This window comes from Lentzea alba (assembly GCF_047445655.1).
Taxonomy (GTDB): domain Bacteria; phylum Actinomycetota; class Actinomycetes; order Mycobacteriales; family Pseudonocardiaceae; genus Lentzea; species Lentzea alba_A.
Genome location: NZ_JAJAEG010000002.1, coordinates 290,829 through 316,265, shown reverse-complemented (window position 1 = coordinate 316,265; position 25,437 = coordinate 290,829). Strand labels below are relative to the sequence as shown.

The 25,437-nt window shown below is 67.6% G+C and carries 27 protein-coding genes; 13 read left to right on the top strand and 14 right to left on the bottom strand.

Features of this window, described 5'->3' with window-relative positions; translation table 11 throughout:
* Positions 1-61 precede the first annotated feature (61 nt).
* A complete protein-coding gene (locus LFM09_RS04460; RefSeq protein ID WP_414094956.1) occupies positions 62-466 on the top strand; it encodes a hypothetical protein in 405 nt (134 codons plus the stop codon).
* Between the two features lie 9 nt (positions 467-475).
* Here LFM09_RS04460 and LFM09_RS04455 read toward each other — a convergent pair whose 3' ends face one another.
* The 3 genes from LFM09_RS04455 to LFM09_RS04445 are packed head-to-tail and all read right to left on the bottom strand — an operon-like array spanning position 476 to position 3,561.
* Positions 476-784 (bottom strand): winged helix-turn-helix domain-containing protein, encoded by a 309-nt coding sequence (locus LFM09_RS04455; protein WP_414094954.1) that lies wholly within the window; start codon positions 782-784, stop codon positions 476-478.
* Positions 781-1,626 carry a hypothetical protein gene (locus LFM09_RS04450; protein ID WP_414094953.1) on the bottom strand — a complete coding sequence of 282 codons (846 nt, stop codon included), beginning with the start codon at positions 1,624-1,626 and terminating at the stop codon, positions 781-783. Before LFM09_RS04450 ends, LFM09_RS04455 begins: the two co-directional genes overlap by 4 nt.
* Positions 1,627-1,683: 57 nt before the next feature.
* Positions 1,684-3,561 (bottom strand): ABC1 kinase family protein, encoded by a 1,878-nt coding sequence (locus LFM09_RS04445; protein ID WP_414094952.1) that lies wholly within the window; start codon positions 3,559-3,561, stop codon positions 1,684-1,686.
* A gap of 107 nt (positions 3,562-3,668) precedes the next feature.
* Here LFM09_RS04445 and LFM09_RS04440 point away from each other — a divergent pair, with 107 nt between their 5' ends.
* Positions 3,669-5,939, top strand: coding sequence for a glycosyl hydrolase family 95 catalytic domain-containing protein (locus tag LFM09_RS04440; RefSeq protein ID WP_414094951.1), 2,271 nt, complete (start codon positions 3,669-3,671; stop codon positions 5,937-5,939).
* On the opposite strand, the gene LFM09_RS04435 is transcribed toward LFM09_RS04440, so the two are convergent.
* From LFM09_RS04435 to LFM09_RS04425, 3 genes are all read right to left on the bottom strand, one after another.
* Positions 5,936-6,742 (bottom strand): hypothetical protein, encoded by an 807-nt coding sequence (locus LFM09_RS04435; protein ID WP_414094950.1) that lies wholly within the window; start codon positions 6,740-6,742, stop codon positions 5,936-5,938. The two genes, LFM09_RS04440 and LFM09_RS04435, sit on opposite strands and share 4 nt — an antisense overlap.
* A 62-nt stretch (positions 6,743-6,804) precedes the next feature.
* A complete protein-coding gene (locus LFM09_RS04430) occupies positions 6,805-7,233 on the bottom strand; it encodes a hypothetical protein (protein WP_414094949.1) in 429 nt (142 codons plus the stop codon).
* Between the two features lie 92 nt (positions 7,234-7,325).
* Positions 7,326-8,834, bottom strand: a complete 1,509-nt coding sequence (locus LFM09_RS04425; protein ID WP_414094948.1) for a serine/threonine-protein kinase — start codon at positions 8,832-8,834, stop codon at positions 7,326-7,328.
* Between the two features lie 32 nt (positions 8,835-8,866).
* Here LFM09_RS04425 and LFM09_RS04420 point away from each other — a divergent pair, with 32 nt between their 5' ends.
* Complete coding sequence (locus LFM09_RS04420; protein ID WP_414094947.1) at positions 8,867-9,433, top strand: RNA polymerase sigma factor; 567 nt, start codon at positions 8,867-8,869, stop codon at positions 9,431-9,433.
* 80 nt (positions 9,434-9,513) lie between these two features.
* Here LFM09_RS04420 and LFM09_RS04415 read toward each other — a convergent pair whose 3' ends face one another.
* Both LFM09_RS04415 and LFM09_RS04410 read right to left on the bottom strand, forming a co-directional pair.
* A complete protein-coding gene (locus tag LFM09_RS04415) occupies positions 9,514-9,906 on the bottom strand; it encodes an SSI family serine proteinase inhibitor (RefSeq protein ID WP_414094946.1) in 393 nt (130 codons plus the stop codon).
* A gap of 87 nt (positions 9,907-9,993) precedes the next feature.
* The gene (locus LFM09_RS04410; protein ID WP_414094945.1) at positions 9,994-10,863 is read right to left on the bottom strand and encodes an SGNH/GDSL hydrolase family protein; all 870 of its coding nucleotides are present in this window, start codon (positions 10,861-10,863) and stop codon (positions 9,994-9,996) included.
* Positions 10,864-10,950: 87 nt separating this feature from the next.
* On the opposite strand from LFM09_RS04410, the gene LFM09_RS04405 reads away from it, so the two are divergent.
* The gene (locus LFM09_RS04405; protein WP_414094944.1) at positions 10,951-12,228 is read left to right on the top strand and encodes an MFS transporter; all 1,278 of its coding nucleotides are present in this window, start codon (positions 10,951-10,953) and stop codon (positions 12,226-12,228) included.
* On the opposite strand, the gene LFM09_RS04400 is transcribed toward LFM09_RS04405, so the two are convergent.
* On the bottom strand, positions 12,160-12,984 hold the full coding sequence (locus LFM09_RS04400) for a hypothetical protein (protein ID WP_414094943.1): 825 nt from the start codon (positions 12,982-12,984) through the stop codon (positions 12,160-12,162). The two genes, LFM09_RS04405 and LFM09_RS04400, sit on opposite strands and share 69 nt — an antisense overlap.
* A 23-nt stretch (positions 12,985-13,007) precedes the next feature.
* On the bottom strand, positions 13,008-13,955 hold the full coding sequence (locus tag LFM09_RS04395) for an SPFH domain-containing protein (protein WP_414094942.1): 948 nt from the start codon (positions 13,953-13,955) through the stop codon (positions 13,008-13,010).
* A 71-nt stretch (positions 13,956-14,026) separates the two neighbouring features.
* Here LFM09_RS04395 and LFM09_RS04390 point away from each other — a divergent pair, with 71 nt between their 5' ends.
* Positions 14,027-14,731: an NUDIX hydrolase gene (locus LFM09_RS04390; protein ID WP_414094941.1), complete on the top strand. Its 705-nt coding sequence runs from the start codon at positions 14,027-14,029 to the stop codon at positions 14,729-14,731.
* A gap of 176 nt (positions 14,732-14,907) precedes the next feature.
* Here the strand turns inward: LFM09_RS04390 and LFM09_RS04385 are convergent, their stop codons facing one another.
* Entirely contained in the window at positions 14,908-15,915 is a 1,008-nt protein-coding gene (locus tag LFM09_RS04385; RefSeq protein WP_414094940.1) for a Gfo/Idh/MocA family oxidoreductase, read from the bottom strand.
* Positions 15,916-16,105: 190 nt separating this feature from the next.
* Between LFM09_RS04385 and LFM09_RS04380 the strand changes: the two genes are divergently transcribed.
* Positions 16,106-17,392 carry a bifunctional o-acetylhomoserine/o-acetylserine sulfhydrylase gene (locus LFM09_RS04380; protein ID WP_414094939.1) on the top strand — a complete coding sequence of 429 codons (1,287 nt, stop codon included), beginning with the start codon at positions 16,106-16,108 and terminating at the stop codon, positions 17,390-17,392.
* Positions 17,392-18,405: a homoserine O-acetyltransferase MetX gene (metX, locus tag LFM09_RS04375; RefSeq protein ID WP_414094938.1), complete on the top strand. Its 1,014-nt coding sequence runs from the start codon at positions 17,392-17,394 to the stop codon at positions 18,403-18,405. The genes LFM09_RS04380 and metX overlap by 1 nt, the downstream gene beginning before the upstream one ends.
* Here metX and LFM09_RS04370 read toward each other — a convergent pair.
* A complete protein-coding gene (locus LFM09_RS04370) occupies positions 18,368-18,520 on the bottom strand; it encodes a hypothetical protein (protein WP_414094937.1) in 153 nt (50 codons plus the stop codon). The two genes, metX and LFM09_RS04370, sit on opposite strands and share 38 nt — an antisense overlap.
* A gap of 15 nt (positions 18,521-18,535) precedes the next feature.
* Positions 18,536-18,634: a hypothetical protein gene (locus LFM09_RS04365; protein WP_414094936.1), complete on the bottom strand. Its 99-nt coding sequence runs from the start codon at positions 18,632-18,634 to the stop codon at positions 18,536-18,538.
* Between the two features lie 53 nt (positions 18,635-18,687).
* On the opposite strand from LFM09_RS04365, the gene LFM09_RS04360 reads away from it, so the two are divergent.
* Positions 18,688-18,837: a hypothetical protein gene (locus tag LFM09_RS04360; RefSeq protein ID WP_414094935.1), complete on the top strand. Its 150-nt coding sequence runs from the start codon at positions 18,688-18,690 to the stop codon at positions 18,835-18,837.
* 93 nt (positions 18,838-18,930) lie between these two features.
* Positions 18,931-20,064, top strand: a complete 1,134-nt coding sequence (locus tag LFM09_RS04355; RefSeq protein WP_414094934.1) for an erythromycin esterase family protein — start codon at positions 18,931-18,933, stop codon at positions 20,062-20,064.
* On the opposite strand, the gene LFM09_RS04350 is transcribed toward LFM09_RS04355, so the two are convergent.
* Positions 20,036-20,542: a hypothetical protein gene (locus LFM09_RS04350; protein WP_166044205.1), complete on the bottom strand. Its 507-nt coding sequence runs from the start codon at positions 20,540-20,542 to the stop codon at positions 20,036-20,038. The two genes, LFM09_RS04355 and LFM09_RS04350, sit on opposite strands and share 29 nt — an antisense overlap.
* Positions 20,543-20,662: 120 nt before the next feature.
* Between LFM09_RS04350 and LFM09_RS04345 the strand changes: the two genes are divergently transcribed.
* The 4 genes from LFM09_RS04345 (at position 20,663) to LFM09_RS04330 (ending at position 24,238) form a co-directional block, all read left to right on the top strand.
* Positions 20,663-21,781 (top strand): sensor histidine kinase, encoded by a 1,119-nt coding sequence (locus tag LFM09_RS04345; protein ID WP_414094933.1) that lies wholly within the window; start codon positions 20,663-20,665, stop codon positions 21,779-21,781.
* Positions 21,778-22,431 carry a response regulator gene (locus tag LFM09_RS04340; protein WP_414094932.1) on the top strand — a complete coding sequence of 218 codons (654 nt, stop codon included), beginning with the start codon at positions 21,778-21,780 and terminating at the stop codon, positions 22,429-22,431. Before LFM09_RS04345 ends, LFM09_RS04340 begins: the two co-directional genes overlap by 4 nt.
* A 62-nt stretch (positions 22,432-22,493) precedes the next feature.
* Complete coding sequence (locus tag LFM09_RS04335) at positions 22,494-23,198, top strand: alpha/beta hydrolase (protein ID WP_414094931.1); 705 nt, start codon at positions 22,494-22,496, stop codon at positions 23,196-23,198.
* Between the two features lie 32 nt (positions 23,199-23,230).
* Positions 23,231-24,238 carry an acyltransferase family protein gene (locus LFM09_RS04330; protein WP_414094930.1) on the top strand — a complete coding sequence of 336 codons (1,008 nt, stop codon included), beginning with the start codon at positions 23,231-23,233 and terminating at the stop codon, positions 24,236-24,238.
* Positions 24,239-25,437 lie beyond the last annotated feature (1,199 nt).

Below are 25,437 nucleotides of genomic sequence, written 5' to 3'. Positions count from 1 at the left end.
TCGCCCACCTCGATGCGCCGGACAATCCGCCAGTGGCGCAGGTTCCGCGAAGGAGACACACATGAGTGACGACCTCGTGCCGTTTCTCGGCCACTGGGTGCTCGATCCCGCGCGCTCCGCGTACACCGGCGGAACCCCGCCCAGGAGCGGCCACTACAACCTGCGCCTCGACGGCGACAGGCTCGTCGTCGACATCGAAGGAGTGCTGGGATCGGGTGATCCCATCCGCACCGGGTACACATTGGACCTGTGGCAGGACACGCCGATGAACGTCGGCAAGGTCGACCGCGTGCGCACGGTCGTCGAGCCGCGGAAGTTCTGCACGATCGCCTTCGCCGGCTCGCAAGCGGTTGCGCGAGCTTGGCGAATCCTCGGCAACCTCAACGAGATGACGATCGTGCAGTCCGCCCCTGACCAGTTCGGAGTGTGGCGCGACGACGTTTCCGTGTACCGCAGGCAGTTCTGACGCCCGGAACTAGCGACTGTCGTGCCGCTCCAGCAGTGCCCGCAACGCCGCCATCTCCGCGGCGAGGGCGGTGCGGCCGGCGTCGGTGATGTGCAGCCACGTCTTGGGGCGCTTGCCCTCGTAGCCCTTCTCCACCTCGACCAGGCCGGCCTGTTCCAGCACGGTGATGTGCCGCGACAGGTTGCCCGCGGTCAGCTCCAGTGCCGACTTCAGGTACGAGAACTCCACCCGTTTCGTCTCGGCCGCGATGGTCAGCACGCCGAGTCGGTGTCGCTGGTGGACGGTGTCGTCCAGGCCCGCCGTGGGGTTCTCGCTCATCGCGCCATCTCTCGGCGCACGGACCCGATGATCCCGCCGACCAGCAGCACGAGCGCGGGCAGGGCGGTGCTCGCGAAGTCTTCCACCGCGTACGGCCAGTAGAAGAAGAACCGGCCGGCCTCGTTCACGAAGAGCACGGTGGCGCTGAAGATCGCCACGGTGACCGTGCACACCACGCTGCGCTCCAGGTAGGCGAGCCCGGCCAGGCCCGCGGCCAGCACGAACATCGGCCCGTACGGGTAGAACGTGACGAAGTGCGCGAGAGCGAACAGAGCGAGCACCGCGAGCGTGAAACGGACACTGCGCACGCGCCACGTCGCCGCCACGATCAGCAGCACGGTGATCGGCAGCGCGATCTGCCAGCCGAGCCGGCCGAAGACCAGCTCGCTCAGCACCGGGACACCGATCAGCGGCAACAGCAGCATGAAGATCGTGACCTGGGCGTAGAGCCTGGTCGGCGTCTCCACCCCGACCTGCGCCGCGCGCCACCGGTACCACCAGACGACCGCGAGATAGCCGCACAGCAGCGCGATGATCCAGTAGATGTCGGCGGCGACGCCCGGCTGGTGGAGGCCGAACACCGGGCCGCTCATCTGGCCGGTCGGGTGCAGCCAGTGGTAGAGCCACGGCTGGTCCGCCGAGCTCCACGAGCACACGGTCGGCTCCACCAGCTCCGGGTTCTGCCCGCCGTCCGCGCACAGCATCGGCCCGTAGAACGGCGTCGCCCCCAGCGTGATCAACCCGAACAGCAGGAACGGCAGCCAGTAGCCGTGCCGGTCGACACGGGCGCGCTTGCGCAGGTCGCCCAGCTCGGCGAGCAGACCTTTCGGATCCTCGGTCATCATCAGTCCCCCAACTGCACTCGACTGCAATCAGGTTTGCATTACAAACCTGATTGGTCAAGCGCGGGGCCGGAACACGGTGACTACGACGCGCAGACCCAGCAGGACGCTGATGATCAGCAGGTTGTAGCCGAGCACCTGGTAGAACCCGATGTCCTGCGACACCTGCGGTCCACCGGACGCGCCGAGCAGCAGCACCGACATCACCCCGGCGGCCGCGCCCAGCGCCGTGAGCATCACCTGGTGCAGCAGGCCGGTGATGAACGACCGGTCGCGCTCGTCGGCGAAGAGCCGCATCGACATGCTCAGCCGGCCCTGCTCCATCGCGCCGGTGATCCGGTCGATCCGGCGCGGCAGGCGGCGCAGCATCGGCAGCACGGCCTGGAGCTCCTCGGCCATCGTGCGCTTCACCGACTCCGGCGTCAGGCGTTCGGAGATCTGCTCGGTCGCGAACGCCCGCGACTCCACCACGATGTTGAAGCCCGGCGCGAGCACGCCCAGGGTGCCTTCCAACGTCGCCAGCGCACGGAACACCGCCGCGATCTCCGGCGGGACGCTCAGCCCGAACCGCGACACGATGAGGAACAGGTCGCCGAACATCTCGACGTCCGGACGCATGCCCGCGCCCAGGTGCCGGGCCATGAACTGGCCGAGCGTGCGCTCCAGCCGTTGCTCGTCGATCTCCTCCGGGCGTGAGGTCAGCTCCAGCAACGCGTCCGTCAGCCCGGCGGGATCGCTGCGGTCGATCGCCAGCAGCAGCCGTTGCAACGCCGAGCGCAGCGCGGAGTCGATCCGGCCGACCGATCCGAAGTCGAGCAGCCCGAGCCGGCCGTCCGACAGCAGGAACACGTTGCCGGGGTGCGGATCCGCGTGGAAGACGCCGTCCAGCATCACCTGGCGCAGCACGAACCGCAGCAGCGTCCGGGCCAGGCCCTCGTCCTCGATCGCGCCCTTGAGCGGCACGCCGTCGAGCCGGTCCATCACCAGCACGCGCGGAGTCGACATGTGGACATGTGGCAGGCCGACCGAGGCATCGGCGGTCGCGGACACGGCCGCGATGTTGCGCGCCTCCACCCGGAAGTCCAGCTCCTCGCGCAGCGCCGCCGCGAACCCGGCCGCGAGGTCCCGCACCCCCAGCGCCGAACCCCACCGCGTGCGCTGCAACGTCTCCGCCAGGCGCGACACGATGTCCAGGTCGCCCTCGGCCACCGCCCGCACGTCCGGCCGCTGCACCTTCACCACGACCTCGGCGCCGGTCTTCAGCACGGCCTTGTGCACCTGCGCGATCGACGCGGCGGCCAGCGGCGTCTCGTCCACCGACGCGAACTGGTCGAGCCCGATCTCCGCCTCCAGCACCGCGCGGACGTTCTTCCACGGCGCGGGCGGCACCTTGTCCTGCAGCAGGCTGAGCTCGTCGACGAAGTCGGGTGGCAGCAGGTCCGATCGCGTGGACAGCACCTGACCGAGCTTCACGAAGGTCACGCCGGCGTCCTGCAACGCGAGCCGCAGCGACCGCGCGAGCCCCTCACCGGACCGTTCGCGGCCGCGCAGGTACGGGCCCAGGCCGTGACGGAAGGCGATCGCGGTGATGCGCGAGTAGCGCCGGGTGCGCTTGATGCGGCGGCGCAGCATGCCCCACCACTCCGTCGGCGGAGGGATCGAGCCGGTGGGCACGATGATCTCCGCGAACGCCAGCACGCCGATCACCGCGAGGATCGCGAGCCCCAGCTGGAGGGTGGCGAGGCCTGCCGACGGCTCGACGGTGGTCTCACCGAAGGCGCTCGACGCGATCGACATGGCCAGCAGGCACGCCAGCGCCGTGCGGATCAGGCCGATCCGCAGGCCGAGAATCCGGCGCGCGGCCAGCGCCATGCCCATGACCAGCACCAGGAACGTGATCGGGAAGCCGATCGTGTAGACGAGGAAGTCCCCCATGATCGAAGCCTAGACACGGGTCTTGACTCAGGCAGACCGGTCACGAAAGATCCGATGAATCGCCGCCCGCGTGGACCTGACCGCACACTGAAGTGAGGTGCCCAAACGTGGTCGAACTCAACCGGCGCACGCTGATCGGAGGCGCGTTGGCCGGGGTAGCGGGCAGTGCGCTGCTCCCTGGCATCGCGTCCGCGGGTGACGATTTCAACTGGCGTGACTTCGTCGGGTCATCGGATCTCATCTGGAAAAAGATGCCCGCCACCTGGTTCGAGGGCCCGTACCTCGGCAACGGATACCTGGGTTCCGGCATCTACGCCGAACCCGGGGCGAACGCCATCAGATTCAACGTCCAGCACTCCCAGGTGCAGGACCACCGGCCGGAGTTCGGGGCGCTGTTCGGCCTCGCCCGGCTGCCCATCGGCTACTTCACGCTCGAACCCGTCGGCGCGATCACCGGCGTCGACCTGCGCATGGACCTGTGGAACGCCGAGCTCACCGGCACGATCACCACCGCTGCCGGAAGCTTGCGGATAAGAGCGTTCATCCACACCAAGCGCGACCTCTACGCGATCGACATCCAGGCCAGCGAGGGCGAGCGCGCGTTCAAGTGGGTCTTCCACCCGCTCAAGGCGATCAGCCCGCGGGTCGACCCGAAGTGGAACCGCCCGGCCCCCGCCGGCTTCACCGACAATCCGCCGGTGCAGCTGACGAGTTCTGGTGACGTGCAGCTCGCGGTGCAGCCGTTGAACGCCGGTGGTGAGCACGTGACGGCGTGGCGCGAGGTCACCCGCGGCACCCGGCGCACGCTGTTCACGAGCGTTGCCTGGTCGCATCCTCGGAAAACCGCTGTGCGCAAGGCGATCGGCAACGTCCGGTGCGGTTCGATCGAGGGCCTCGCGGTCGACCACCGGCTGTGGTGGCACGACTTCTACCGCAAGAGCTTCCTGTCCATTCCGGACAAGCGGCTGCAGGCGTTCTACTGGATCCAGCTCTACAAGTTCGCCTCCGCGGCCCGCAAGGAGGCGCCCGCGATCGCGACCTGCGGGCCGTGGCTGGAGAACACGCCGTGGCCGAACACGTGGTGGAACCTCAACGTGCAGCTGGAGTACTGGCTGATCCACGGCTCCAACCACGTCGACTTCGACGCCGTCACGTACTCGGTCGACCGGTACCGCGACGTGCTCGTCGAACAGGTGCCGGCCGAGTACCGGCACGACTCCGCGGGCATCCCGCGCACCACCGACACCGTGCTCAACAACGGCGCGGGCATCGGCAACTCCGGTTACGGCGTGGGCATTCCCGGCAAGGACGTGCCGACGCCCGAGGTCGGCAACCTGACCTGGACGCTGCACAACGTCTGGCTCACGTACCGGCACACGATGGACGACCGGGTGCTGCGCAACGTGCTGTTCCCGTTGCTGCGCAGGGCCATCAACTACTACTTCCACTTCCTGACCAAGGGCGCGGACGGCAAGTGGCACCTGCCGATCACGTTCTCGCCCGAGTACGGCGTCAACGCGCCGGACTGCAACTACGACCTCGCGCTGATCCGGTGGGGTTGCCAGACGCTCATCGAGTCCGCGAAGTCGTTGCGCATCAACGATCCTCTCGTCGGCAAGTGGCAGGACACGCTCGCGAACCTCACGCCGTACCCGGTGGACAAGAACGGGTACATGATCGGCGCCGGGGTGCCGTTCGCGAAGTCGCACCGGCACTACTCGCACCTGCTGCAGATCTACCCGCTGTACGAGATCACGTGGGAGGACCCGGCCCAGCGCTCGTTGATCGAGACGTCGCTCAACCACTGGATCAGCTTCGAGGGCGCGCTGCAGGGCTACACGTTCACGGGCGCGGCGTCGATCAGCGCGCAGATGTTGCGCGGTGACAAGGCGGACTTCTACCTCGGCGAGCTGATGCGCCGCTACATCAAGCCGAACACGATGTACCAGGAGTCCGGCCCGGTCATCGAGACGCCGTTGTCGGCGGTGCAGTCGATGTACGACATGCTCTGCCAGAGCTGGGGCGGCGTGATCCGGGTGTTCCCGGCCGTTCCCGCCACCTGGCCGGAGATCTCGCTCGACAACTTCCGGACGCAAGGCGCCTTCCTGCTCTCTGCTTCACGGCAGAAGGGCGCGACGCGGTGGATCAAGCTGCGGTCCGAGGCCGGTGCGCCGTGCGTTGTGCGCACGGACATCAAGGATCCGGTGGTGCGGGACCGCTGGGGTCGTCCGAAGCGTTTTTCGGTGCTGCCCAACGGAGATCTGCGCATTGAGCTGCGGCGCGGCGAAGAGGCCGTCATTCACCGGTCCGGTGACAAGCCGGACTTGAAGGTCGGCCCGGTGATCGGTGCTCCGGCGCCCTCATGGGGTCTGCCCTAGCTCCAGCGGACGACGCCGGCGCGGTCGACGAGCACGAGAGCACCCGTCTCGTCGAACCGCGCGTCGTCCACGCCGGTCTCCCGCTTGAGCACCTCGCCGGTCAACGTCGACGCCGTGGCGGTACCCCCTGAGACAACCGCCACGGCGTCGCTACGGGCATCGGCGCGCACCCGTGCCTCCACGCCGAAGTTCTTGGTCGTGAGCAGCTTTCCGTCCGCCGAGACGGTCACCACCTTGCTGCCGCGCAGGTCGTTCTGGACGATCACCGCGCCGTCCCGGTTGAAGGCGCACTCGCTGCCCGCCTCCAGTTCCGGAATCGGCCGATCGCCTTCCTTCGTGCGCAACGTGGGCGACGGCATCGCGAGGATCACCGCGGCACGATTCGCCGCGGTGCAGCCGAACTCGGTGGCAGCGGTCCACGCACTGCTCTCGTCGAACGCCCAGCCGGACGGCTCGCGAACATAGCGACGCACCTGGACATCGTTCTGCCGCGGGATCATCGCGAGTGCCACCGAGTCGTCGCTCGTGGGTTGCCACGCCGAGGATCCCGCGACCGGGGCGGTGTCGTGCACGGCCGGGCAGCGCTCTTCGCACACGACGGGCGTGTCGGATGCGGGTTTCTCCCAGGCAACTCGGCCGGATCTGTCGACACCACGGATCATGAGCGGAGTTCCGCCGATGACGATCGCGCCGCTGGAGTCCGCGTCGAGCAGGTACCAGGTGTTGGCGCGTTCGGGGCTTTCCGTCCCGGTGCAGCCCGTGAGCGCTGCGGCGAGCAATGCCGCGGTCAGAGCTCTGATCATGACGAGTCTCCTCGGACAGACCGGCTGCGACGCCTGCCGCAGCCGGTCGGGTCAGCGCTGGATCAGATCTTCCTGGTCGACGCGTAGCACTCCGGGTCGAACTGGAAGGGCTCGTCGAACACGGCGCGGAACACGACGTACTCCTCGTAGCCGCCGTACGTGCGCACCTGCTTCGTGTTGGGCGTGTTCTTCCAGACGTTCGGGGGAACCTCGGTGTCGCCGCCGGAGTAGGCGTCCTCACCGCCCGCCTTGATCGTCCAGAACACGTCGCTCTGCGGACCGAGCTGGCCGCCGCTCACCCTGTACGACATGGACGTCCAGACGTGGTACGCCCCGCTGTTGACGTAGTGCGCCTTCGCGTTGAGGGTGTGTCCGTCCTTGACGCAGAAGGCGGTCTCTTCCGCTGCGTGCGCGGCCACGGTCGTGGTGCCGACCGCTGCCAGTGCGATGCCGATCGCGACGGCCGCGTTGCGGATGTTGATGCTTGCCATCGAAGAAGTCCCCTTGTGTCTGTGGAGCAATTGGTTCGTGCACAAGGTGAGATGGCCGTGGCGGCAAGTCTGTTAGTAACGGAACGATAACGTCATCGGAGGCGGGCGGTCTGGCTGCTCGCGTAGCAGTCGGTCTCGGACGGATGCGGGCTGCGGCAGACCTTCGCGCGGGCGAGGAAGGTGTGCCGGGCGTCGGAACCGTCGATCTTGGGGCTCCAGCAGGTGGTCTGGCCGGCCTTCACGAAACCGCTGCCGCCGTCTTCGGTCCTCCAGCAGGTGTACGCACCGACGTACTTGCCGTCGGTCCAGAGCTCCAGATAGGCGTTGGCCCAGGTGCCCTCGGGAAGCGGTGCGTGCAGCACGACGTAGGCCCAGTACTTCTGTGCGCTGTCCCGGCAGAGTTGGACCGACCCGAGATCAGTCCCTTCCGGTTGCTGCTTCACGAGATTCGCCGATTGGTACTTGCCGCTGCCCTGGGTGTGCTGGCAGTTGGCCAGTGTGCCGCGCGGTGCCGCCGGCGGGGTCTGGGACGGTGGCGGAGGGACGGCCGGGTTGCTCGTCTGCGTGCGCTCGCTGGTCTCGCTGGTAGGCGGAACCTTCTTGTCTGCCAGCGGAATCGCGGACGCACTCGGCGATGCGCTCGTGGATTCGGGGGCAGGGGTGGTCGTCGACGTGATGGTCACCGTCGTCTGAGCCACGGGTGTCTGCGTCGCAGGTGCCCAACGCAGGGCCGTGAAGCCTGCCAGCGCGAGCACACCGATGAACGCCGCCACGAGTACCGCGGAGGCCCGGATTCGCTTGTGTGGCGCGGGGATCCGGCTGTGGTTGAGCAGGCCGTCGAGTGCCTCGGCGAAAGCGGCGGCACTTGGCCACCGGTCGTCCGGGTTCGCCGTCAACGCCCGCAGGAGCACCGTGTCGGTGCCTTCCGGCAGGCCGGGGCGCAGGCTGCTGGGCGGTGCGGGCGGCTGGCTCGGCGTGCGGCCGGTCAGCGCGTGGTAGATGGTGGCGCCCGCTCCGTAGACGTCGGCTCGCTCGTCGAGCACGCGTTCTGGATCGTCCTGTTCCGGCGCCATGTAGCCGGCGGTGCCGACCGGCAGCGTGAACCGCGAACCCTGGGACAGCTCGCGCGAGAGGCCCAGGTCGGCGACGAGCAGTGAGGGTTCGCCGGAGCCGGAGCGGAACAGCACGTTGGACGGTTTGACGTCTCGGTGCAGCACGCCCGCGGTGTGCAGGTCCTCCACGCCCAACGCGAGCTCGACGCCGTACCGCAGTGCCTGCTCGACCGGCAGCGGGCCGTCCTGAAGCCGGTCGGCGAGGCTGCCGCCGTCGGCGTACGTCATCACGAAATAGGGGCGGCCGTCCGGCAGTTCGTCGATGTCGAACACCTCGACGACGCGGTGCGAGCGGGTGCGGCGCAGCACCCGTGCCTCCTGCTCGAAGCGCTGCCGGACGTCGAGCCGCTCCGCCCAGTTCTCGGCGAGGACCTTGATCGCCACCCGGTCGTGCAGCCGCTCGTCCTCGGCGAGCCAGACGACGGCGAACGCACCCGTCCCGAGCAGGGCGTGCACGGGGTAGCGACCGATCTTCGAAGGTCTTCGCACGTGCCTATGATGGCCGAACAGCGCTGGTGCAAATGGGGGTTTGGGTGATCCCGGTCGAGGTGGACGCCGTCGCCACGCGCGCGGCGGCGGGGGACGGGCAGGCACTCGACGAGCTGCTGAGGCTGATCCAGCCGTCGGTGCTGCGGCGGTGCGGGGCACTGCTGGCCCATCGCGCGGACGCCGAGGAAGCCTGCCAGGACGCGTTGCTGCAGGTGGCCCGCTCGGTGCACACCTTCGAGGGGCGCGCCGCGTTCACGACCTGGTTGCACGTCGTCGTGTCGAACTGCGTGCGGGAGACATACCGGTCGTTGCGCAGGCGGGCGGCCGACGTCACACCTGACGAGGTGCTCGCGGAACGGCCGGATCCGCGCACCACGAGCGTGATCGCCGGGGCGCGCATCGACGTGCTGGACGCGGTGGAACGCCTGGAACAGTTCAATCCGGACCTGGCGGCGGCGTTCGTGCTGCGCGACTTCGCCGACCTGGAGTACGGCGACATCGCCGCGCGCCTGGGCGTGTCCGTGAGCACTGCTCGGTTCCGGATCCACGAGGGGCGCAAGTTCGTGCGCGGCCGCCTCAACGACAGTGCTTCTCGTTAGCACTGCTCGTTAACAGCGAGGAAGAAACGCCACCGGTGCTCCAGCGCGACGGCGGTGCGCTGGAACACCGGTGACGCGGTCTAGAAGTCGAAAACCTTGCCCGTCTTGACGAGCATCAGGCAGCGGTTGGAGTACACCTCTTCGAAGACGACCTTCTTCCCGCGCCACTTGCCGCGCAGGGTCGCCTTCGTCGGGTTGAGCTCCATCGTGCAGGCCGCGTCGGGGTTCTCGATCTTGGTGAAGTCGCCCTCGTGCGGTGTGAGGGCGGCGCACGCTTCCTTGGCGTGCTTGTGCAGGCCGCCTGCGGGTTCGCAGTTCAGCTGCGTGGTGCCGAGCGTGCCCATCTCCGACCGCGTCGACAGCACCAGGCCGCTCGCGGGAAGAGGCGCTGACAGTGGTGCCGCTTGGGCCGTCGCGGGGACGAGCGGCGTTGCGAGCGCGAGGCAGGCAAACAGAAGTCGGGTCCTTGCCATGCCAACAGAGTGGCGCGGCAAGGACCCGGAATTCCAATCAACTCAGCGGTAACACCAGATCGTGTAAACCGCCTTAACTCGGTGCAACTAGACGGTCGTGAGTTCCGTCCCGGCCAGTGCCGCGGCGACCTGCTTACCCACCGCTGCCATGCCACTGGCATTCGGGTGAACCGGGAACGCCAGACTGGTCGGGATGATGCCCTCGACCCACTTCGTCCACGGCGCCGCGCACGTGTCGCGGCCGAGGCTGATGTCGTACGGGTTCACGAAAGAGGCACCGGCGGCCTTGGCCTGGGCGCCGAGCATTCCGTTGAGCTGTTTCTGCACGTTGTCGAGATACGGGACGTCGCCCTTCGAGATGGGCACGATCGGCCAGCAGCCCTGCGACGGTGGCAGGATCCGCAGGTAGCCGACGACGACGATCTTGGCGTTGGGGGAGCGCTGCTTGATGCCCTTCAGGACCTCGGCGACCTTCGGGGCGGTGGCGGCGACGCGCTGGGCCAGTTCGTCGCCGTAGTTCGCCTTGCAGGGTGCGCCGTGCGGGTCGAGGACGCTCTTGCCGGCGCAGGTCAGGATGATGTCCATGAAGCCGATGTCGTTGCCGCCGATGGACAACGTCACCAGGTCGGTGTCCGGCTTCAGCGCGGACAGCTGCGGCACGGACTGACCAGGGATGCCGCTCTGCACGCCGGCCATGTCCTTGGTCTGCGCGCCACCGCAGGAGATGTCGGTGAAGTTGGCGATGCCGAGCTTCCTGGCGATGACCGACGGGTAGTTCTGCGTCGACTTGAAACAGCTCAGCGGATCAAGCCGTTGCAGCGGGATGAACGGTCCGGAGACGAACGAGTCGCCTAGTGAGACGTAGTTCCGATACTTCGGCGCGGCGGTGGCGGAGGGGACGAGAAGTGCCGCGATCAGGGCGGTGAGCAGGGAAACAACAGTCACTCGGCGCGTCATTGCTACCTCGTTACTGAAGAGTAGGAACGTAGGACGAAGGGTGACCGGGCCATTGCGCAGTGTCAATCCCTCGACCAGGCTGGAACGATGACGGGGGTACGCAAAGTAGCTGTGGCATCCGCGGTCGGTAACACGATCGAGCTGTACGACTTCCTGCTCTACGGCACGGCCTCGGCGCTTGTGTTCGACAAGATCTTCTTCCCGCAGTTCGACTCGCGCGTGGGCGTGCTGCTGGCGTTCGCGACGTTCGGTGCGGGCTTCCTCGCGCGACCGTTGGGCGGCGCGGTGATCGGGCACCTCGGCGACCGGATCGGGCGGCGCTCGATGCTGGTCCTGACGTTGTCCGTGACCGGCCTGTCGACGGCGTTGATCGGGCTGCTCCCGACCTATGCACAGGTCGGGATCCTCGCGCCGCTGTTGTTGGTCCTGCTGCGACTCGTGCAGGGCTTCTTCATGGGCGGCGAGCAGGGTGGCGCGTCGCTGATGGCGGTCGAGCACGCGCCCGCGGGCCGTTGGGGCTGGTACGGGAGCTGGGTGTTCATCGGCTCGCCGGTCGGGCTCGTGCTGGCGAACCTGGCGATGTACCTGTCGTCGCGCGCGTCCGGGCCGGAGTTCTTGAGCTGGGGCTGGCGGGTGCCGTTCCTGTTCTCGATCGTGCTGGTCGGGATCGGTCTCTATATCCGGTTGCGCGTCACGGAGTCGCCGCGGTTCGCCTCGGTCGAGAAGTCCCGGCTGCCGATCGCCGAGGTCCTGCGCACCCGGTGGCGCGTGGTGCTGCTGGGTGCCGGCGTGAACCTGGGCTTCACGATCTTCATCTACGTGCTGAGCGTGTTCATGATCGGGTATGGGCGCACCGCGTTGAAGATCTCCGCCGACGACCTGCTGATCGCGACCGTCGTCGGCTCCTTCGCCCAGGTGATCGCGGTGCCGGCGTTCGCGTGGCTCTCGGACCGGGTCGGCCGGTTGCCGGTGATGTTCGGTGGCGCGGTCTTCCAGGCGGCGTTCGCGTTCCCGTTGTTCTGGCTCACGGACTCGGGCTGGTTCACGTTCGCGATGGTGCTCGGTTTCGTGGGCTCGGCGGCGTTGTTCGGCCCGTCCGCCGCGTACTTCGCCGAGCTGTTCCGCACTCGCGTGCGCTACAGCGGCGTGGCTTTGAGCTTCCAGCTCGGCGCCGTACTGGGTGGCGGGCTGGCGCCGTTGGTCGCGCAGTCGTTGCTGCGCACCGGAACCTGGGCGATCGCGGTGTACCTGATTGCCGGTGCCGTGCTGTCCGGCGTGTGCCTGCTGGTGATCGGCTCAGCACACGAGGCGGAGCCGGCGGGAGGCGAGTCCGACGCTGAGCCGCTGACCCCAGCCCAGGCGTAGCGCGTCGCTCTCGATGCCGTCGCCGAACGCCACCAGCCCGTCGGACTCCACGTCGATGTGGAGGCTTTCGCTGGTGATCTCGCCTTCGGTGTGCTCGATGCCGGTGCTCGGCGACGGCCACGCCTCCCTCACGAACCAGACGAGCCTGTGCTCGGTGGGGGCGGGGAGTCGTATCGCGCTGTGGCGTTCGCGATGGGCTGACGAGCACCAGCCCGTCGCGCCGGTGCCGCTGCCGATCAGGATGCCGGACGACGCCTGCCGTTCTGCGTGTATCCGGTACCGGCTGGTCTGGTGGCTCGGGTGGCCGACGTAGATCTCGTTGAGCGCACGCAGGGTCTGACCGTCGTCGGTCCTCGCCTCGACCATCGTGCGGTCTTCGGTGTTGTTGGTGCTGTGCAAGAGTTCTTTGGCGTCCTGAGGGGCGTGCTTGGCGAGCACGCCGCGCTCCGGGTTGATGCCGATCACGGGCTGGCCGTCGAGGTACTTCGCGACGTTCGCGACCAGCCCGTCCTGCCCGACGATGACGACTACGTCCTCGGGCGCGAACAGGAACCGCGACAGGTCTTCCCTCTCGACCACGCCACGGCGCCAGTCCAGCGGGATTGCGGCGCCGACCTCTCCCAACGCTTTGCGGGTCTGCTGGTCACGGTCCACCACCTCGGTGAGGGTTCTGTTGCGGGACTTCAGGAAGAACTCGACCTGGCCTCTGGTGCCGTGTCGTGCCAGCAACTCTGTCAGCTCGGTGCGTCTGTGCACCAGCACAATTCTCGGGGCGAGGCTCATTCCGCCAGCTTTCGCAGGACCGGGGCGAGCATGTCCGGGGTGATGGTGATGCTGCCGATCTCCGGAAGGTGGCCCGCGAGTTCCTTGGCTGCCATCGCCAGGAGGGTTCCTTGGGGGATCTCCTTGTAGGCCTCCAGGCGCGCCTTCTCGCCGGCTGCTTCGGCTTCGGCCAGCTTGCGGATGCCCTCGGCCTTGGTGTCGTCGTAGATTCGGCTCGACCTTGCGTGGTCTTCGGCCTTCTTCAGGGCGTTGGCTCCCTTTTGGACTACCAGGAGCTCTTCGCGCTTCGCCAGCTCGATCTGGTTCTGGAGCTCGTTCTCGCTGATCGCTCGCTCGCGTTCTACTGCCAGGGCACGGCGTTCGTAGGTGGCCTTGTCGGCTTCCTGCTGGACTCTTTCTCTGATGGTGGTTTGCAGGGCCTTCTCCATGTCCGCGTCTGGACGGATGGCCACTACGCGGACGTCGATGATGTCCAGGCCGATGTGTTCGGCGGTCAGGTTCGTGCTGACTGCCTCCTTCACGCGTTCTACGCCGGTGCGCAGGGCCGTTTCCAGGTCGATGGTGGCTAGGACTTTGAGAGCCAGTTGCTGGGCTCGTTCGGTGAGCATGCTCGCCACCTGGCTCAGCGGGTCCTGGCGCCAGGTGCCGGTGTCCGGGTCGATCGAGAAGTCGATCCGTGCTGTTGTGGTTTCCGGGTCGGTGCAGCGGTAGGTGACGGTCAGCTGGACGGTCACCTGCTGGTAGTCCTCGGTGCGGGCGTGGAAGAGGGTGGGGAGTTCTCGGTCGTCCACCGGTACCTCGCTCAGGACTGCTGTTCTTGGGCGGAACCAGAAGCTTTGGCCGGTGCCCTCGTGGATCAGCTTGCCCTTGCGGACGTGTCTGATGTGGACCGTGGGGGCTCCCCGCAGGTGGCGGAGGCCTGGGTAGCTGCTGATGTCGGCCATGTCGGTGGCTCCTTGTTGTCGGGCCGCCGGCGGGTGGTCGGCGGACTTATCGTCGTCTTGACGATAAGTCTATGCTCAGGGGTGTGTACTCGCCAAGTGATTTCCCTCCCTTCGCTGTCACGGTCGACCTCGTGGTGCTGACCGTGAGGGCTGATGCGCTGTGTGCACTGCTGGTTCGGCGGGGGGAGGCACCGTTTCGGGGGCGGTGGGCGTTGCCTGGAGGGTTCGTTCAGGTGGCTGAGTCGGTGGATGACGCGGCTGTGCGGGAGCTTGGTGAGGAGACCGGGGTGTCTGGGCTGCACCTGGAGCAGCTTGGGACGTACGGGGAGCCTCGGCGGGATCCTCGGATGAGGGTGGTGTCGGTGGCTTACTTGGCGTTGGCGCCTGACTTGCCGGTTCCTGTTGCCGGGACTGACGCGGCTGCGGCCTCTTGGGTTCCGGTGTCGGAGGTTGGGTCACTCGCGTTCGATCACGCGCGGATCCTTGAGGACGGTGTGGAGAGGGCTCGGGCCAAACTGGAGTACACGCCTTTGGGGGCGGAGTTCTGTCCGGCCGAGTTCACGGTGGCCGAGTTGCGGCGGGTGTACGAGATTGTTTGGGGGGTTTCGTTGGATGCCCGGAACTTTCATCGGAAGGTGACCGGGGTGGAGGGGTTGTTGGTTCCCACTGGGGAGAGCACTGCTCGGGACGGGGGGCGGCCTGCTGCGTTGTATCGGCGTGGTTCGGCCGCCGTGTTGTATCCGCCGTTGGTTCGGGCGCCGGTTCAGAGTCCGTAGGTGGTCCCGTCACGAGTCGCGCCAGGAGCTGTGGCACGACTCGTGACGGGACCACGCCACCCGGCCCGTTCGGGAAGAACGGCTCGCCTTCGGCATCGCATAAGAGCAGTCGGCTCACCCGGCACGTAAGGGCGGGGGCGGCAGGGCGGCTCGCCTTCGGCTTCGCGGGATGTGCGTTAGAGCGTGACGGAGTCGCCTGTCGTTGCCGACTGCTTGGCGGCTTCGATCACTTCCAGGCCCGTGACCGCGTCTTGCGGTGAGACCGGAGCCGTTCCGGCTGCTACTGCGGCGTAGAAGTTCTGGTACGCGCCCGGTTCTGTGCGGTGAGGCTTGCCGCCGAGGGTGCCCCAGGCGTCCTCCGGCTCCTCGCCCCAGCCTGGGCCGGCGGGGGTATCGCCTGCCTTCAGGAGTTCTTCCTGGGGGTCCATGCCGTACTTGACGTAGGCGGCGTCGTGGCCCAGCACTCGGAAGCGTGGGCCCAGGTCGGCGGCCAGGGCGCTCATCCAGAGGTGGGAGCGGACGCCGTTTTCGTGGGACAGGGAGAGGAAGACGTCGTCGTCGGCTCGGGCTCCGGGGCGGACGGTGGCGATCTCTGCGTGGACTGAGAGCGGGCGGCCGAACAGGGCTACGGACTGGTCTACCAGGTGGGTGCCCAGGTCGAAGAGGATGCTGCCGAGGTCGGCTGGGTCGCCTGATTCTTTCCAGGAGGACTTGATTTCTGGGCGGTAGCGCTCGAAGCGGGACTCGAAGCGGTGGACCTTGCCCAGGGTGTTGGCGGTGAGGAGGTTCTGGACGGTCAGGAAGTCGCCGTCCCAGCGGCGGTTGTGGAACGGGACGAGCATCAAGCCGCGGGAGGAGGCGATTGAGGCCAGGGCTCTTGCTTCTGCTGCTGAGCCTGCGAAGGGTTTGTCGACTACGACGTTGAGGCCGTGTTCCAGGACCTGGCGGGCGTGGGTTGCGTGGAAGCGGTTCGGGGTGGTGATCACTACCAGGTCGAAGTTGCCTGACCAGACTTCGTCCAGAGAGGACAGGAGGCGGGCGTTGGGGTAGCGCGCTGACACCTCGGCTTGGCGGGCTGGGTTCGAGGTGACCACGGCGGAGAGGGTCAGGCCTGGGGTTGCCTCGATGAACGGGGCGTGGAAGGCCGCCCCACCTAGTCCGTAGCCGACGAGTGCTGTGCGCATGAGGGTCAGCCTAAGCGGTCTCACCTGGTGGACGGGGTGTTGGAGTGCCCGGTGGACCCCTACGTTCGTGGCATGAGCAAGCTGCTGGTCAGTCGGCGCCACGTGGATTACGTGCGCGTCACCAGCATGGCTTGTTGTTGCTCCCGGTGATCTGAGAACCCCCCGGTCAGCCGACAGATGGAGCACAGCCATGTCCTGGTCCTTCGAGACTGCTCAGATTCACGCGGGCGCTGCGCCCGATCCGGCCACTGGTGCTCGTGCCACGCCGATTTATCAGACGACTTCGTACGTGTTCAGGGATGCGCAGCACGGGGAGGATCTTTTTGCGCTGACTGAGGCTGGGCACATCTACACGCGCATCAACAACCCCACGCAGGACGTGTTGGAGCAGCGCGTTGCGGCGCTTGAGGGTGGGGTGGCCGCTGTTGCGTTCGCGTCGGGGCAGGCGGCTGAGACTGCTGCGATCTTGAACCTTGCTCGGGCCGGCGATCATCTGGTGTCCAGTGCGTCGTTGTACGGCGGGACGTACAACCTGTTCCACTACACGTTGCCCAAGCTGGGCATCGAAGTGTCGTTTGTGGATGATCCGGACGACCTTGAGGCGTGGCGGCGGGCGGTCAGGCCCAACACGAAGTTGTTCTTCGGGGAGTCGTTGGCCAATCCGCGCAGCCATGTGCTTGACGTCGAGGGGATTGCGGCGGTCGCGCACGAGAGTGGCATACCGCTGGTCGTCGACAACACGGTGCCCACTCCGTACCTGCTCAAGCCGCTGGAGCACGGCGCGGACATCGTCATCCACTCGGCCACGAAGTACCTGGGAGGTCACGGAACGGCCGTTGCCGGTGTGGTGGTCGACGGAGGGAAGTTCGAGTACGGGGCCGAGAGGTTCCCGGACTTCCATGAGCCGGACCCGAGTTATCACGGGCTGGAGTACTGGCCGGCGTTGGGACATGGGGCGTTTGCGGCGAAGTTGCGGGTGCAGGGGCTCAGGGACACGGGCGCGGCGATTGCGCCGTTGACCAGTTTTCTGGTGATTCAGGGGATTGAGACGTTGTCGCTGCGGATCGAGCGGCACGTGCAGAACGCGCAAGCGCTTGCGGAGTGGTTGGAGGAGCGGGACGAGGTCGAGCGGGTTCACTACGCCGGGTTGCCGTCTTCGCCGTTTTACGAGAGTGCGCGGAAGTACTTGCCCAAGGGGGCGGGTGCGGTGGTCAGTTTTGAGCTCAGGGGTGGGGCTGAGGCCGGGCGGGCGTTCGTGGACGGGACGAGTTTGTTCAGCCACCTGGTGAACATCGGGGACGTGCGGTCGTTGATCGTGCATCCCGCCTCCACCACGCACAGCCAGTTGACGCCGGAGGAGCAGCTCGTCACCGGGGTCACGCCTGGTCTGGTGCGGTTGTCGGTCGGGTTGGAAGGGCTGGAGGACCTCAAGGCTGATCTGGAGGCCGGGTTCCGCGCGGCCAAAGCGGAGTTGTAGTGGGCGGCTGGCGGTTCGGGGATCCGAACGGGCGGCGGAAGTGGTTCAGCCACGCCGAACCGTTCGCGGGACTGCCGGGATTTCAGCTCGCGTATGAGACGTGGGGGACCTTGAACGCGGAGGCCTCCAACGCGGTGCTCGTGCTTCACGCCCTCACCGGTGACAGTCATGTCGCCGGGGGTGTGGAGCCGGGTCACCCGACGCCGGGCTGGTGGGACGCGCTGGTGGGGCCTGGCAGGCCGCTCGACGGGTTCTTCGTGGTGGCGCCGAACGTGTTGGGCGGGTGTCAGGGGAGCACCGGGCCGTGGCAGTACCCGGACTTCCCCGGTCTCACGATTCGTGATCAGGTGCGGGCCGAGGTTCACCTCGCGGACTTCCTCGGGGTCGAGCAGTGGGCGGCTGTGCTGGGCGGTTCGATGGGTGGCATGCGGGCCGTCGAGTGGGCTGTCGGTGAACCGGACCGGGTGAAGTCGTTGCTGTTGCTGGCTACCACGGCGGCGGCGTCCGCGGAGCAGATCGGGCTGGCCAGCGCTCAGCTGCACGCGATCAGGGCGAACTCTGTTGAAGGGCTTGGGGTTGCGCGCCGGATCGCGCACATCAGCTACCGGACCGAGCAGGAGTTGCAGGCCAGGTTCGAGAGAGGGCGGCAAGAGGACGGGCGGTTCGAGGTCGAGTCCTATTTGGACCACCACGCGGCGAAGCTGACCAGGAGGTTCGACTCCGCCAGCTACGTCACGCTGACCGAGGCGATGAACTCGCACGACGTCGGGCGTTCCAGGGGCGGCGTCAAGGCCGCTCTGCGACGGGTCAAGGCGCGCACGTTGGTGGCCGGGGTGGACTCCGACCGGCTCTATCCGCTGGCGCAGCAACGAGAACTGGCGGCGGGCATACCGGGGGCGGACGGCCTGCGGGTGATCGCGTCGCCGTACGGGCACGACGCGTTCCTGATCGAGAGCGAGCAGGTCGGGGCGTTGGTCAGGGAGTTGGTTCCCGTGCGGTCAGGTAGTCGCTGAGCCGTGCGGAGGCCGTGATCATGGCCAGGCCTTGGGCGGTCAGGCGGCGGCGCCAGTCGGTCAGGGTCGCGGTCAGCGTGTCGGTGCTGCGCGCGGTGCGGAGTTGCTGGACCACCAGAGCTATGCGGGCCTACGGATAGCCGCCGCGGCGGAGCAGGTGGGCCAGTTCGGCGGCGCGGACGTCCTCGGCGGTGAAGGTGCGGTAGCCGGTGCGTTCTCGCGACGGCACGAAGATGCCGGCTTCCTCCCGCGCGCGAAGCGTTGCCGGGTGACGTCGGGGCGGTGGGCCAGTTCGCCGATCGAGCGCGGTTCCAGGACCGGTTCGCAGTCGGCCAGGTCGTGGACCGCGCGGCTGACCGAGTTGAGCGTTTCGCGGTCGTGGAGGAGCTGTTCGTGGCGCGCCTGGGTCGAGATGCCGTGCCCGCGGGCTAGGCTGGCTGGACGTACGGTTGAGACTTTAGAACAGAAGTACGTGTAAAGCGCGCCAAAGTCTCAACGGACGTTTCAATGTTACGGTTGAACCACATGAGCCAGGACATTCGTGAGTTCATCAGCCCCTTCACCGAGATCTTGGCGTTCGGCGAGCCGACGCACCTGGAGCACGCCCACACCTGGATCCGCAACGAGCTGTTCGAGCAGCTGGCCGCGCTGGGCTACCGGTCGATCGCACTCGAGAGCTGCCGCGTCCGGGGCACCGCGGTCAACGACTTCGTCCAGCACGGCATGGGCGACCTCGACACGGTCGTGAAGGAAGGCTTCTCGCACACGTTCGGGGAGAACTGGCCCGCCAACCGCGAGCTGGTCGCCTGGATGCGCGAGTACAACGAAGGCAAGCCGAAAGAGGACCGGCTGGCGTTCTACGGCTTCGACTTCCAGACCGAGACGTCCAGCGCGCCCAGCCCGCGGCCGTACCTGGAGCACGCGCGTGACTACCTCGGCGAGGACGTCGATCTGAGCACCGACGACGAGAAGTGGAGCCGGGACGAGGCCGTCATGGACCTCACCCGGTCGCCGGGCAAGTCGGAGGAGGCGATCAGGTTCCGGGAGATCGGCACCGGCATGCTCAGGCGGCTGCACAAGCGCATGCCCGAGCTGGTCGCCGACACGTCGTACGAGGAGTGGAACGCCGCCGAGCTGCACCTGACGGCCGGGCTGAGCCTGCTCCGGTACCACCGGGAGTGTGCGGAGCCCAACCCCCTCGGCGTGCGCCTCAACCGGCTGTGCCAGATGCGTGACGGGGTGATGGCGCGGAACCTGCTGGAGATCCGCCGGCTGGAGGCGGGCAGGGGACCGACGTTCGTCCACGCGCACAACGCCCACCTGCAGCGCACGAACAGCAGCATGGAGATGGCGGGCGAGCGGATCGAGTGGTTCTCCGCGGGCGCGCTCGTGGCACCGGTGCTGGGTGATCAGTACACGGTCATCGGAGGCGCTCTCGGCCGCAACGACAGCTTCGGACTGGGTGAACCGGACAGAGACACCCTGGAAGGCTCACTGCAGAGCCGGTTCACCACCTGGGGCATCACCGAGGACAAGCCGCAGGGCAAGACCAGGGAGGACGCGAAGCAGGTGTGGGCGTACTTCCCGCTTGATCAGCATCTGATGGCCGGAGTGGACGCGCTGCTGCACGTCAGGGTTGGTCGTCCAGTGACGCGGTGATCCACGGCGCGACGGGCAGGTCGCGCGTCTCGCACTCGATCGCCAGCTTCAGGGTCCACCGCAGGGCTTGTAAAACGACCGTCGCGAGCTCCTGCGGTTGCCCGTTGGCCAGCGCGATCTCGATCTGCTCGGAGGCCGCGTCCTGGTCGCCGTGCACCTCGGCCAGCAACGCGCGGATCGCCGTGCGCACGGGCGGGTCCGCGTCGTCGATCTGGACCTCGCGGCCCTCCTCGTCGAAGACCTGCATCTTCACCGGTGTGGCACCGCCGGAGCCGAGCGCGCCGACCATGCTGCTGCACTCGGCGAACAGCAGCAACACGAGCTCGCGGATCTCCTCGTTGCCCTCTGGCGACCCGCTGAGGTAGCCGGTCACGAGATCCACCGCCACAGCGTCCTCACCGGCCCTGGCGGCAGCCAGCGCCTCGCCGGCCACGGCGGTCAGCCGTGCCCAGCGATCTGGATCCTGTGGTGGTCTCACTGGTACTGCCTACCGCGCCGTGTGACGCATTCGCAATGCCCCATCTTGATCAGAGTGCTACCCGGGTATGTCACTCCGCAGGTCAATGTGGGAATCAACGGATCCACCTAGCATCGGGTCGTGTTTCGCACGCTGTACCGAACGTTCGTCGGCCCTGACCGCACGCGGGTGCTCGTCACCGCGCTCGGCCGGTTCCGCGTCCCCTTCCACGCCGCGCTGATCATCTACGGGTTCGTCTTCGCGATCGTCGGCAGCGTCCAGTACGCGGATCACGAGCAGCCGGTCGGCTGGTGGCCGGCCGTGTTCGCCTCGATGCTCGTGCCGTACGTGCTGCTGATCTGGTCGCCGCTCTACGCGTGGCGGCTGTCCGCGGCGGCGTTCTGGCCCGTTGCGGGGCTGATGGACTGGACGGGCGTTCCGTCCTTCCAGTACTGGGCCGCGCTGCCGTTGATCGTGCTGGTCGCGGCCTTCTACTCGGGCGGGATCGTCATCACCGTCGCGCTGGTCAGCATGCTGGTGGTCGCGAACTCCGACGGCGTCAACGCGGGGATGGCGTTCGCCGTGCCGATGGTCATGGCTGTCGTTTATCTGTTCGGCGCGCGCGGACGTGCGGAGAAGCGCCTCGAAGAAGAACAGAACGCCAAAGCCGCGTTGGAAGAACGAGCCCGCATCGCGCGCGAGATGCACGACGTCGTGGCGCACCACATGTCGATGGTCGTCGTCAGGTGCGAGACCGCGCCCTACCGCCTCAAGGGACTGAGCGAGGAGGCCGAGCAGGAGTTCGCGGAACTCGGCACGGCCGCGCGTGAAGCCATCACCGACATGCAACGGCTGCTGGGCGTGCTCAGGACCAACGGCGACGCTCCCGAACGTGAACCGCAGCCCGGCATCAGCCGTATTCCGGAGTTGGCGAGGCCCGGCGACGAGGCCGAGGTCGACGTGGACGACGTGCCGGAGGCGGTCGGGCTGACCGCGTACCGGATCGTCCAGGAGGCGCTCACGAACGCGACCAGGCATGCACCTGGCTCGAAGGCGTCCGTCCACGTGCACAAGAACGACGACCAACTCGACGTGCTGGTCATCAACACCGCCGGTGGACCGTCCATGGGCGGTGGCAGCGGGCAGGGCCTGGTAGGCATGCGTGAGCGCGTCGCGGTGCACGGTGGGACGCTGACCGTGAAGTCGACGGAAGACGGCGGGTTCATGGTGCGCGCCAGGATTCCCTTGGGGGACAAGTGATCAGGGTGGTCGTGGTCGACGACCAGGAGATGGTGCGCGAGGGTTTCTCCGCGCTGCTCAACGCCCAGGACGACATCGAGGTGATCGGCTCCGCGGGCAACGGTGTGGAAGGCGTCGCCCTCGCGCGCGGCGTCAAGCCCGACGTCGTGCTGATGGACGTCCGCATGCCCGAGATGGACGGCCTCACCGCGACCCGCCTGCTGCTCAACGGATCGGTCGAGACCAAGGTCCTCGTGCTCACCACGTTCGACCTCGACGACTACGTCTACGAGGCGCTGGTGGCCGGCGCGAGCGGGTTCCTGCTCAAGCACGCGCCCGCCCGTGAGCTGCTCAACGCCGTCCGCGTGGTGGCCGCCGGCGAAGCACTGCTGGCGCCGTCGATCACGAAACGCCTGATCGAGGACTTCGTGAAGTCCCGCCGCACCGAACGCGTGCGGCCCGCCCAGCTCGAGGTGCTGACCGAACGCGAGACCGAGATCCTCGTGCTGATCGCGCAGGGCATGTCGAACACCGAGATCGCCGCGCACCTCGTCCTCGCCGAGCAGACGGTCAAGACGCACGTGAGCCGCGTGCTCACCAAGCTGGGGTTGCGGGATCGGGCCCAGGCCGTCATCGCGGCCTACGAGAGCGGCCTCGTAGTACCGGGGTAGCAGCGGTAAAACGGCACGTCAGAGGGATGATCGGCGACCCGTCGTCCTCCTAGCTTCGGTTCATGCGCCGAGCTGTCCTGTTCCTCCTGCTGATCGCCGTTCCCGCGGTCTCGCCGTCGATCGCCGAATGGCGTGCCGACGTCGGCCGCCGGGTCGCGATCGTCGGTGACCTCGCCACCGCACGTGATGTCGTGGTCGTGGTGCCGGGGTCCGACGTGGACGTCGACCGGTTCGACCGGACGGTCGGGAGGATGGCGACGAACCTCTACGAACAGGCTGGGCGTGCCGATCTCGCGGTGGTCGCGTGGCTCGGTTACCGCACGCCGCAGGGGCTCGGCGTGGACGCGGCCACAGGCGGGCTTGCCCGCCAGGGAGCTGCCGCGCTCGTGGAGTTCGTGCGGGCCTTGCAGACCAACGCGCGCATCCACGTCTTCGGGCACAGCTACGGGTCTGTGGTGGTGGCGCTGGCGGCGCACGAGCTGGAGGTGGACGACATCGTGTTCACCGGGAGTCCTGGGGTGCGGGCGGATTCGGTGTCGGAGCTGGGGACGCGGGCGAAGGTCTGGGCGCTGCGGTCCAGCGGTGACTGGATGCGGTTCGTGCCCAGCGTGCGGCTGTTCGATCTGGGGCACGGCACCGATCCGGCTTCGGCCGGCTTTGGCGCCACGGTGTTGCGGTTCGAGGGCGGGAAGCACGACACCTACTACGAACCAGGTAGCGCAACGCTCAGCGCGCTCGTCCAGATCGCGACGGGGGAAGAGCAGTGATGGGGGAAATGAACATGTGTAGGAATCCATTTGTGGACGCCGTGCGAGCCATCGCCGTCGTCACCGTCGTACTCGGTCATTGGCTGGTGACCGCGCTGGTGGACACGCCCACCGGTATGTACATCGACAGTCCGCTCAAGCACTTACCCGGCCTCACACCGGTTTCGTGGGTCCTGCAGACGCTCGGCCTGTTCTTCTTCGTGGGCGGCTATGCGGCCGCGCACTCGAAGACGCCGTTCTTCGTGAGGCTGAAGCAACTCGCAACGCCCACGTTGCTGATGCTCGGCGCCTGGGCCGCTGTCCTCTTCGGACTGATGATGCGCGGAGTCGACCAGGGCACCGCCTACAACATCGGCTATCTGGTCACGACGCCGTTGTGGTTCCTCGGCGTGTATCTGGTTCTGCTGGCGATGAAACCTTTGGTGCGCAAGCTGGACGAGTACTCGTGGGGTGTGCTCGTCCCGATCGCGCTGGTGCTCGTGGTGCCGTACGCGGTGTGGTGGGCGGCTTGGCAGCTCGGCTACTCGTTGGCGCGCAGGAGGATTCCTGGTCCGCCGCTGCTCGCAGTCGGAGTGGTCGGCTACGCGATGCTGACGACGTTCGGCGGTTACCCGACGTCCGCGGTCGGCATCCCCGGCGAGGCCGTCTCGAACCTGAACCCGCCGAACTACGCCACGCTGGCGTTGGCACTGGCGCAGATCGGCCTGGTGCTCACGATCGCACCGCTGCTGACCCGGATCGGCACGACGAAACCCGTGCTGTGGCTGAACAAGCGGGCGCTGGGGATCTTCCTGACGCACCAGAGCGCGTTGATCACCGTGACGCTGGCGCTCAGCGCGTGGGGGCCGTTGCCGGGACTCCAACTGCCACCAGATCATCCGGGCTGGGTGTGGCAACGACTGCTGTGGCTGCCGGTGTGCGCGGCCGTGACCTGGGGATGGCTCCGAGCACTGCGAGGGCGATCGCCGCGGCGTGCAGCACCACCACCGGCGGAGTCGGATCCAGCGCCAGCATCGGTGGAACGCACGCCAGCGCCGTGAGCAGCCACGGCAACCGGGTGTCGCAGCTGCCGGTGCGGGCGGTGTGGATCAGGTACCAGCCGAGCAGCAGGTGGATGAGGTTCTGCAGCGGGTCCACCGGCAGCAGCACCAGCACCCCTTCGCCGAGGAACCCGCTCACCACGAACCCGAGCACGCCCAGCGTCCCGAACACCACGCCCATCGCGGTCGCGAGCCGGGTCCGGTGCGACTCGTGCGAGAGCCGGGGGAACCGGACCTTCCGCGCCTCGAACCGGTGGAACAGCAGAACCAGCGGCAGGAGGACGAACACGAACCAGATCGGCGCCTGCGTCAGCCCGAGCAACCCGACGACCGCGCCGACCCCGGCCAGATAGGCGAGGTAGACCGTCATCGGTGCGCGGCGCGCGAAGTTCACGACGTGCCAGGACCGGCCTTCGAGCCACGCGGTCACGCGGCCGCGGGCGAGCAGCGCCAGGCACACCTGCGCCACCCCGAGCACCATCATCGAGCGCGGGTAGTCGCTGAAGAACACCAACGCGGGCAACGTGATCGCGCCCAGCGCTGCCAGCACGCGGCGGGAGACCTTCTGCAGCGTGCCGTCCGCGTAGAAGAACCCGATCTGCTGCATCAGCAACGCGCCGACGATCAGGTTCACGTACCCGCCGGTCTTCCAGTCCGTCGACGTGCGCGCGACCTCGACCGTGAGCGTGAGCAGCATCAGCACGAACGGCGCGGCGCGGCGGAAGTGCTGGTGCAGCCACGCGGCGGCCGGAGTCGCGGCGACCGCGAGCAGGTAGACCCCGAGGAACCACAACGGATGCGTGATCAGCCGGCTGTACGCCTCGACCTTCACGTCCAGCAGGTTCAGCGCCGCGAACAGCACCACCCACAGCAGCACGAACGCCAGCACCGGCCGCAGCAGCCACGACGTCCGCGACGACACCCAGCAGCCGAAGCCGCCCTCATGTGCTTGCCACGAACGGAGGTTCGCGTGCCCGCCCGCGAAGAAGAACAACGGCACGGCTTGCAACGCCCACAGCCACGGCGGGCTGGAACCGCGGAGGTGAGCCAGCGTCGCAACGGTCTCGCCGAGCACGAGCAGGGCGACGCTGAGGAGCCGCAGGAAGGTGGCGTACCGGTCCTGTTCGGCGTCTGCCTGCACCAGCGGCAGGGAGTTCGCAGCGCTGCCCTGCGCGGGCAGCGAGCGCGGCAGATCCTCG

Bases quoted from the DNA above. Each gene is read 5' to 3' on its own strand.
- LFM09_RS04390 (WP_414094941.1), top strand. From the start codon at position 14,027: ATGCTCAGGGGTGTGTACTCGCCAAGTGATTTCCCTCCCTTCGCTGTC.
- LFM09_RS04405 (WP_414094944.1), top strand. From the start codon at position 10,951: ATGACGGGGGTACGCAAAGTAGCTGTGGCATCCGCGGTCGGTAACACG.
- LFM09_RS04445 (WP_414094952.1), bottom strand. From the start codon at position 3,561: ATGGGGGACTTCCTCGTCTACACGATCGGCTTCCCGATCACGTTCCTG.
- LFM09_RS04395 (WP_414094942.1), bottom strand. From the start codon at position 13,955: ATGGCCGACATCAGCAGCTACCCAGGCCTCCGCCACCTGCGGGGAGCC.
- LFM09_RS04460 (WP_414094956.1), top strand. From the start codon at position 62: ATGAGTGACGACCTCGTGCCGTTTCTCGGCCACTGGGTGCTCGATCCC.
- LFM09_RS04415 (WP_414094946.1), bottom strand. From the start codon at position 9,906: ATGGCAAGGACCCGACTTCTGTTTGCCTGCCTCGCGCTCGCAACGCCG.
- LFM09_RS04430 (WP_414094949.1), bottom strand. From the start codon at position 7,233: ATGGCAAGCATCAACATCCGCAACGCGGCCGTCGCGATCGGCATCGCA.
- LFM09_RS04435 (WP_414094950.1), bottom strand. From the start codon at position 6,742: ATGATCAGAGCTCTGACCGCGGCATTGCTCGCCGCAGCGCTCACGGGC.
- LFM09_RS04450 (WP_414094953.1), bottom strand. From the start codon at position 1,626: ATGACCGAGGATCCGAAAGGTCTGCTCGCCGAGCTGGGCGACCTGCGC.
- LFM09_RS04385 (WP_414094940.1), bottom strand. From the start codon at position 15,915: ATGCGCACAGCACTCGTCGGCTACGGACTAGGTGGGGCGGCCTTCCAC.
- LFM09_RS04420 (WP_414094947.1), top strand. From the start codon at position 8,867: ATGGGGGTTTGGGTGATCCCGGTCGAGGTGGACGCCGTCGCCACGCGC.
- LFM09_RS04455 (WP_414094954.1), bottom strand. From the start codon at position 784: ATGAGCGAGAACCCCACGGCGGGCCTGGACGACACCGTCCACCAGCGA.
- LFM09_RS04410 (WP_414094945.1), bottom strand. From the start codon at position 10,863: ATGACGCGCCGAGTGACTGTTGTTTCCCTGCTCACCGCCCTGATCGCG.
- LFM09_RS04335 (WP_414094931.1), top strand. From the start codon at position 22,494: ATGCGCCGAGCTGTCCTGTTCCTCCTGCTGATCGCCGTTCCCGCGGTC.
- LFM09_RS04355 (WP_414094934.1), top strand. From the start codon at position 18,931: ATGAGCCAGGACATTCGTGAGTTCATCAGCCCCTTCACCGAGATCTTG.
- LFM09_RS04380 (WP_414094939.1), top strand. From the start codon at position 16,106: ATGTCCTGGTCCTTCGAGACTGCTCAGATTCACGCGGGCGCTGCGCCC.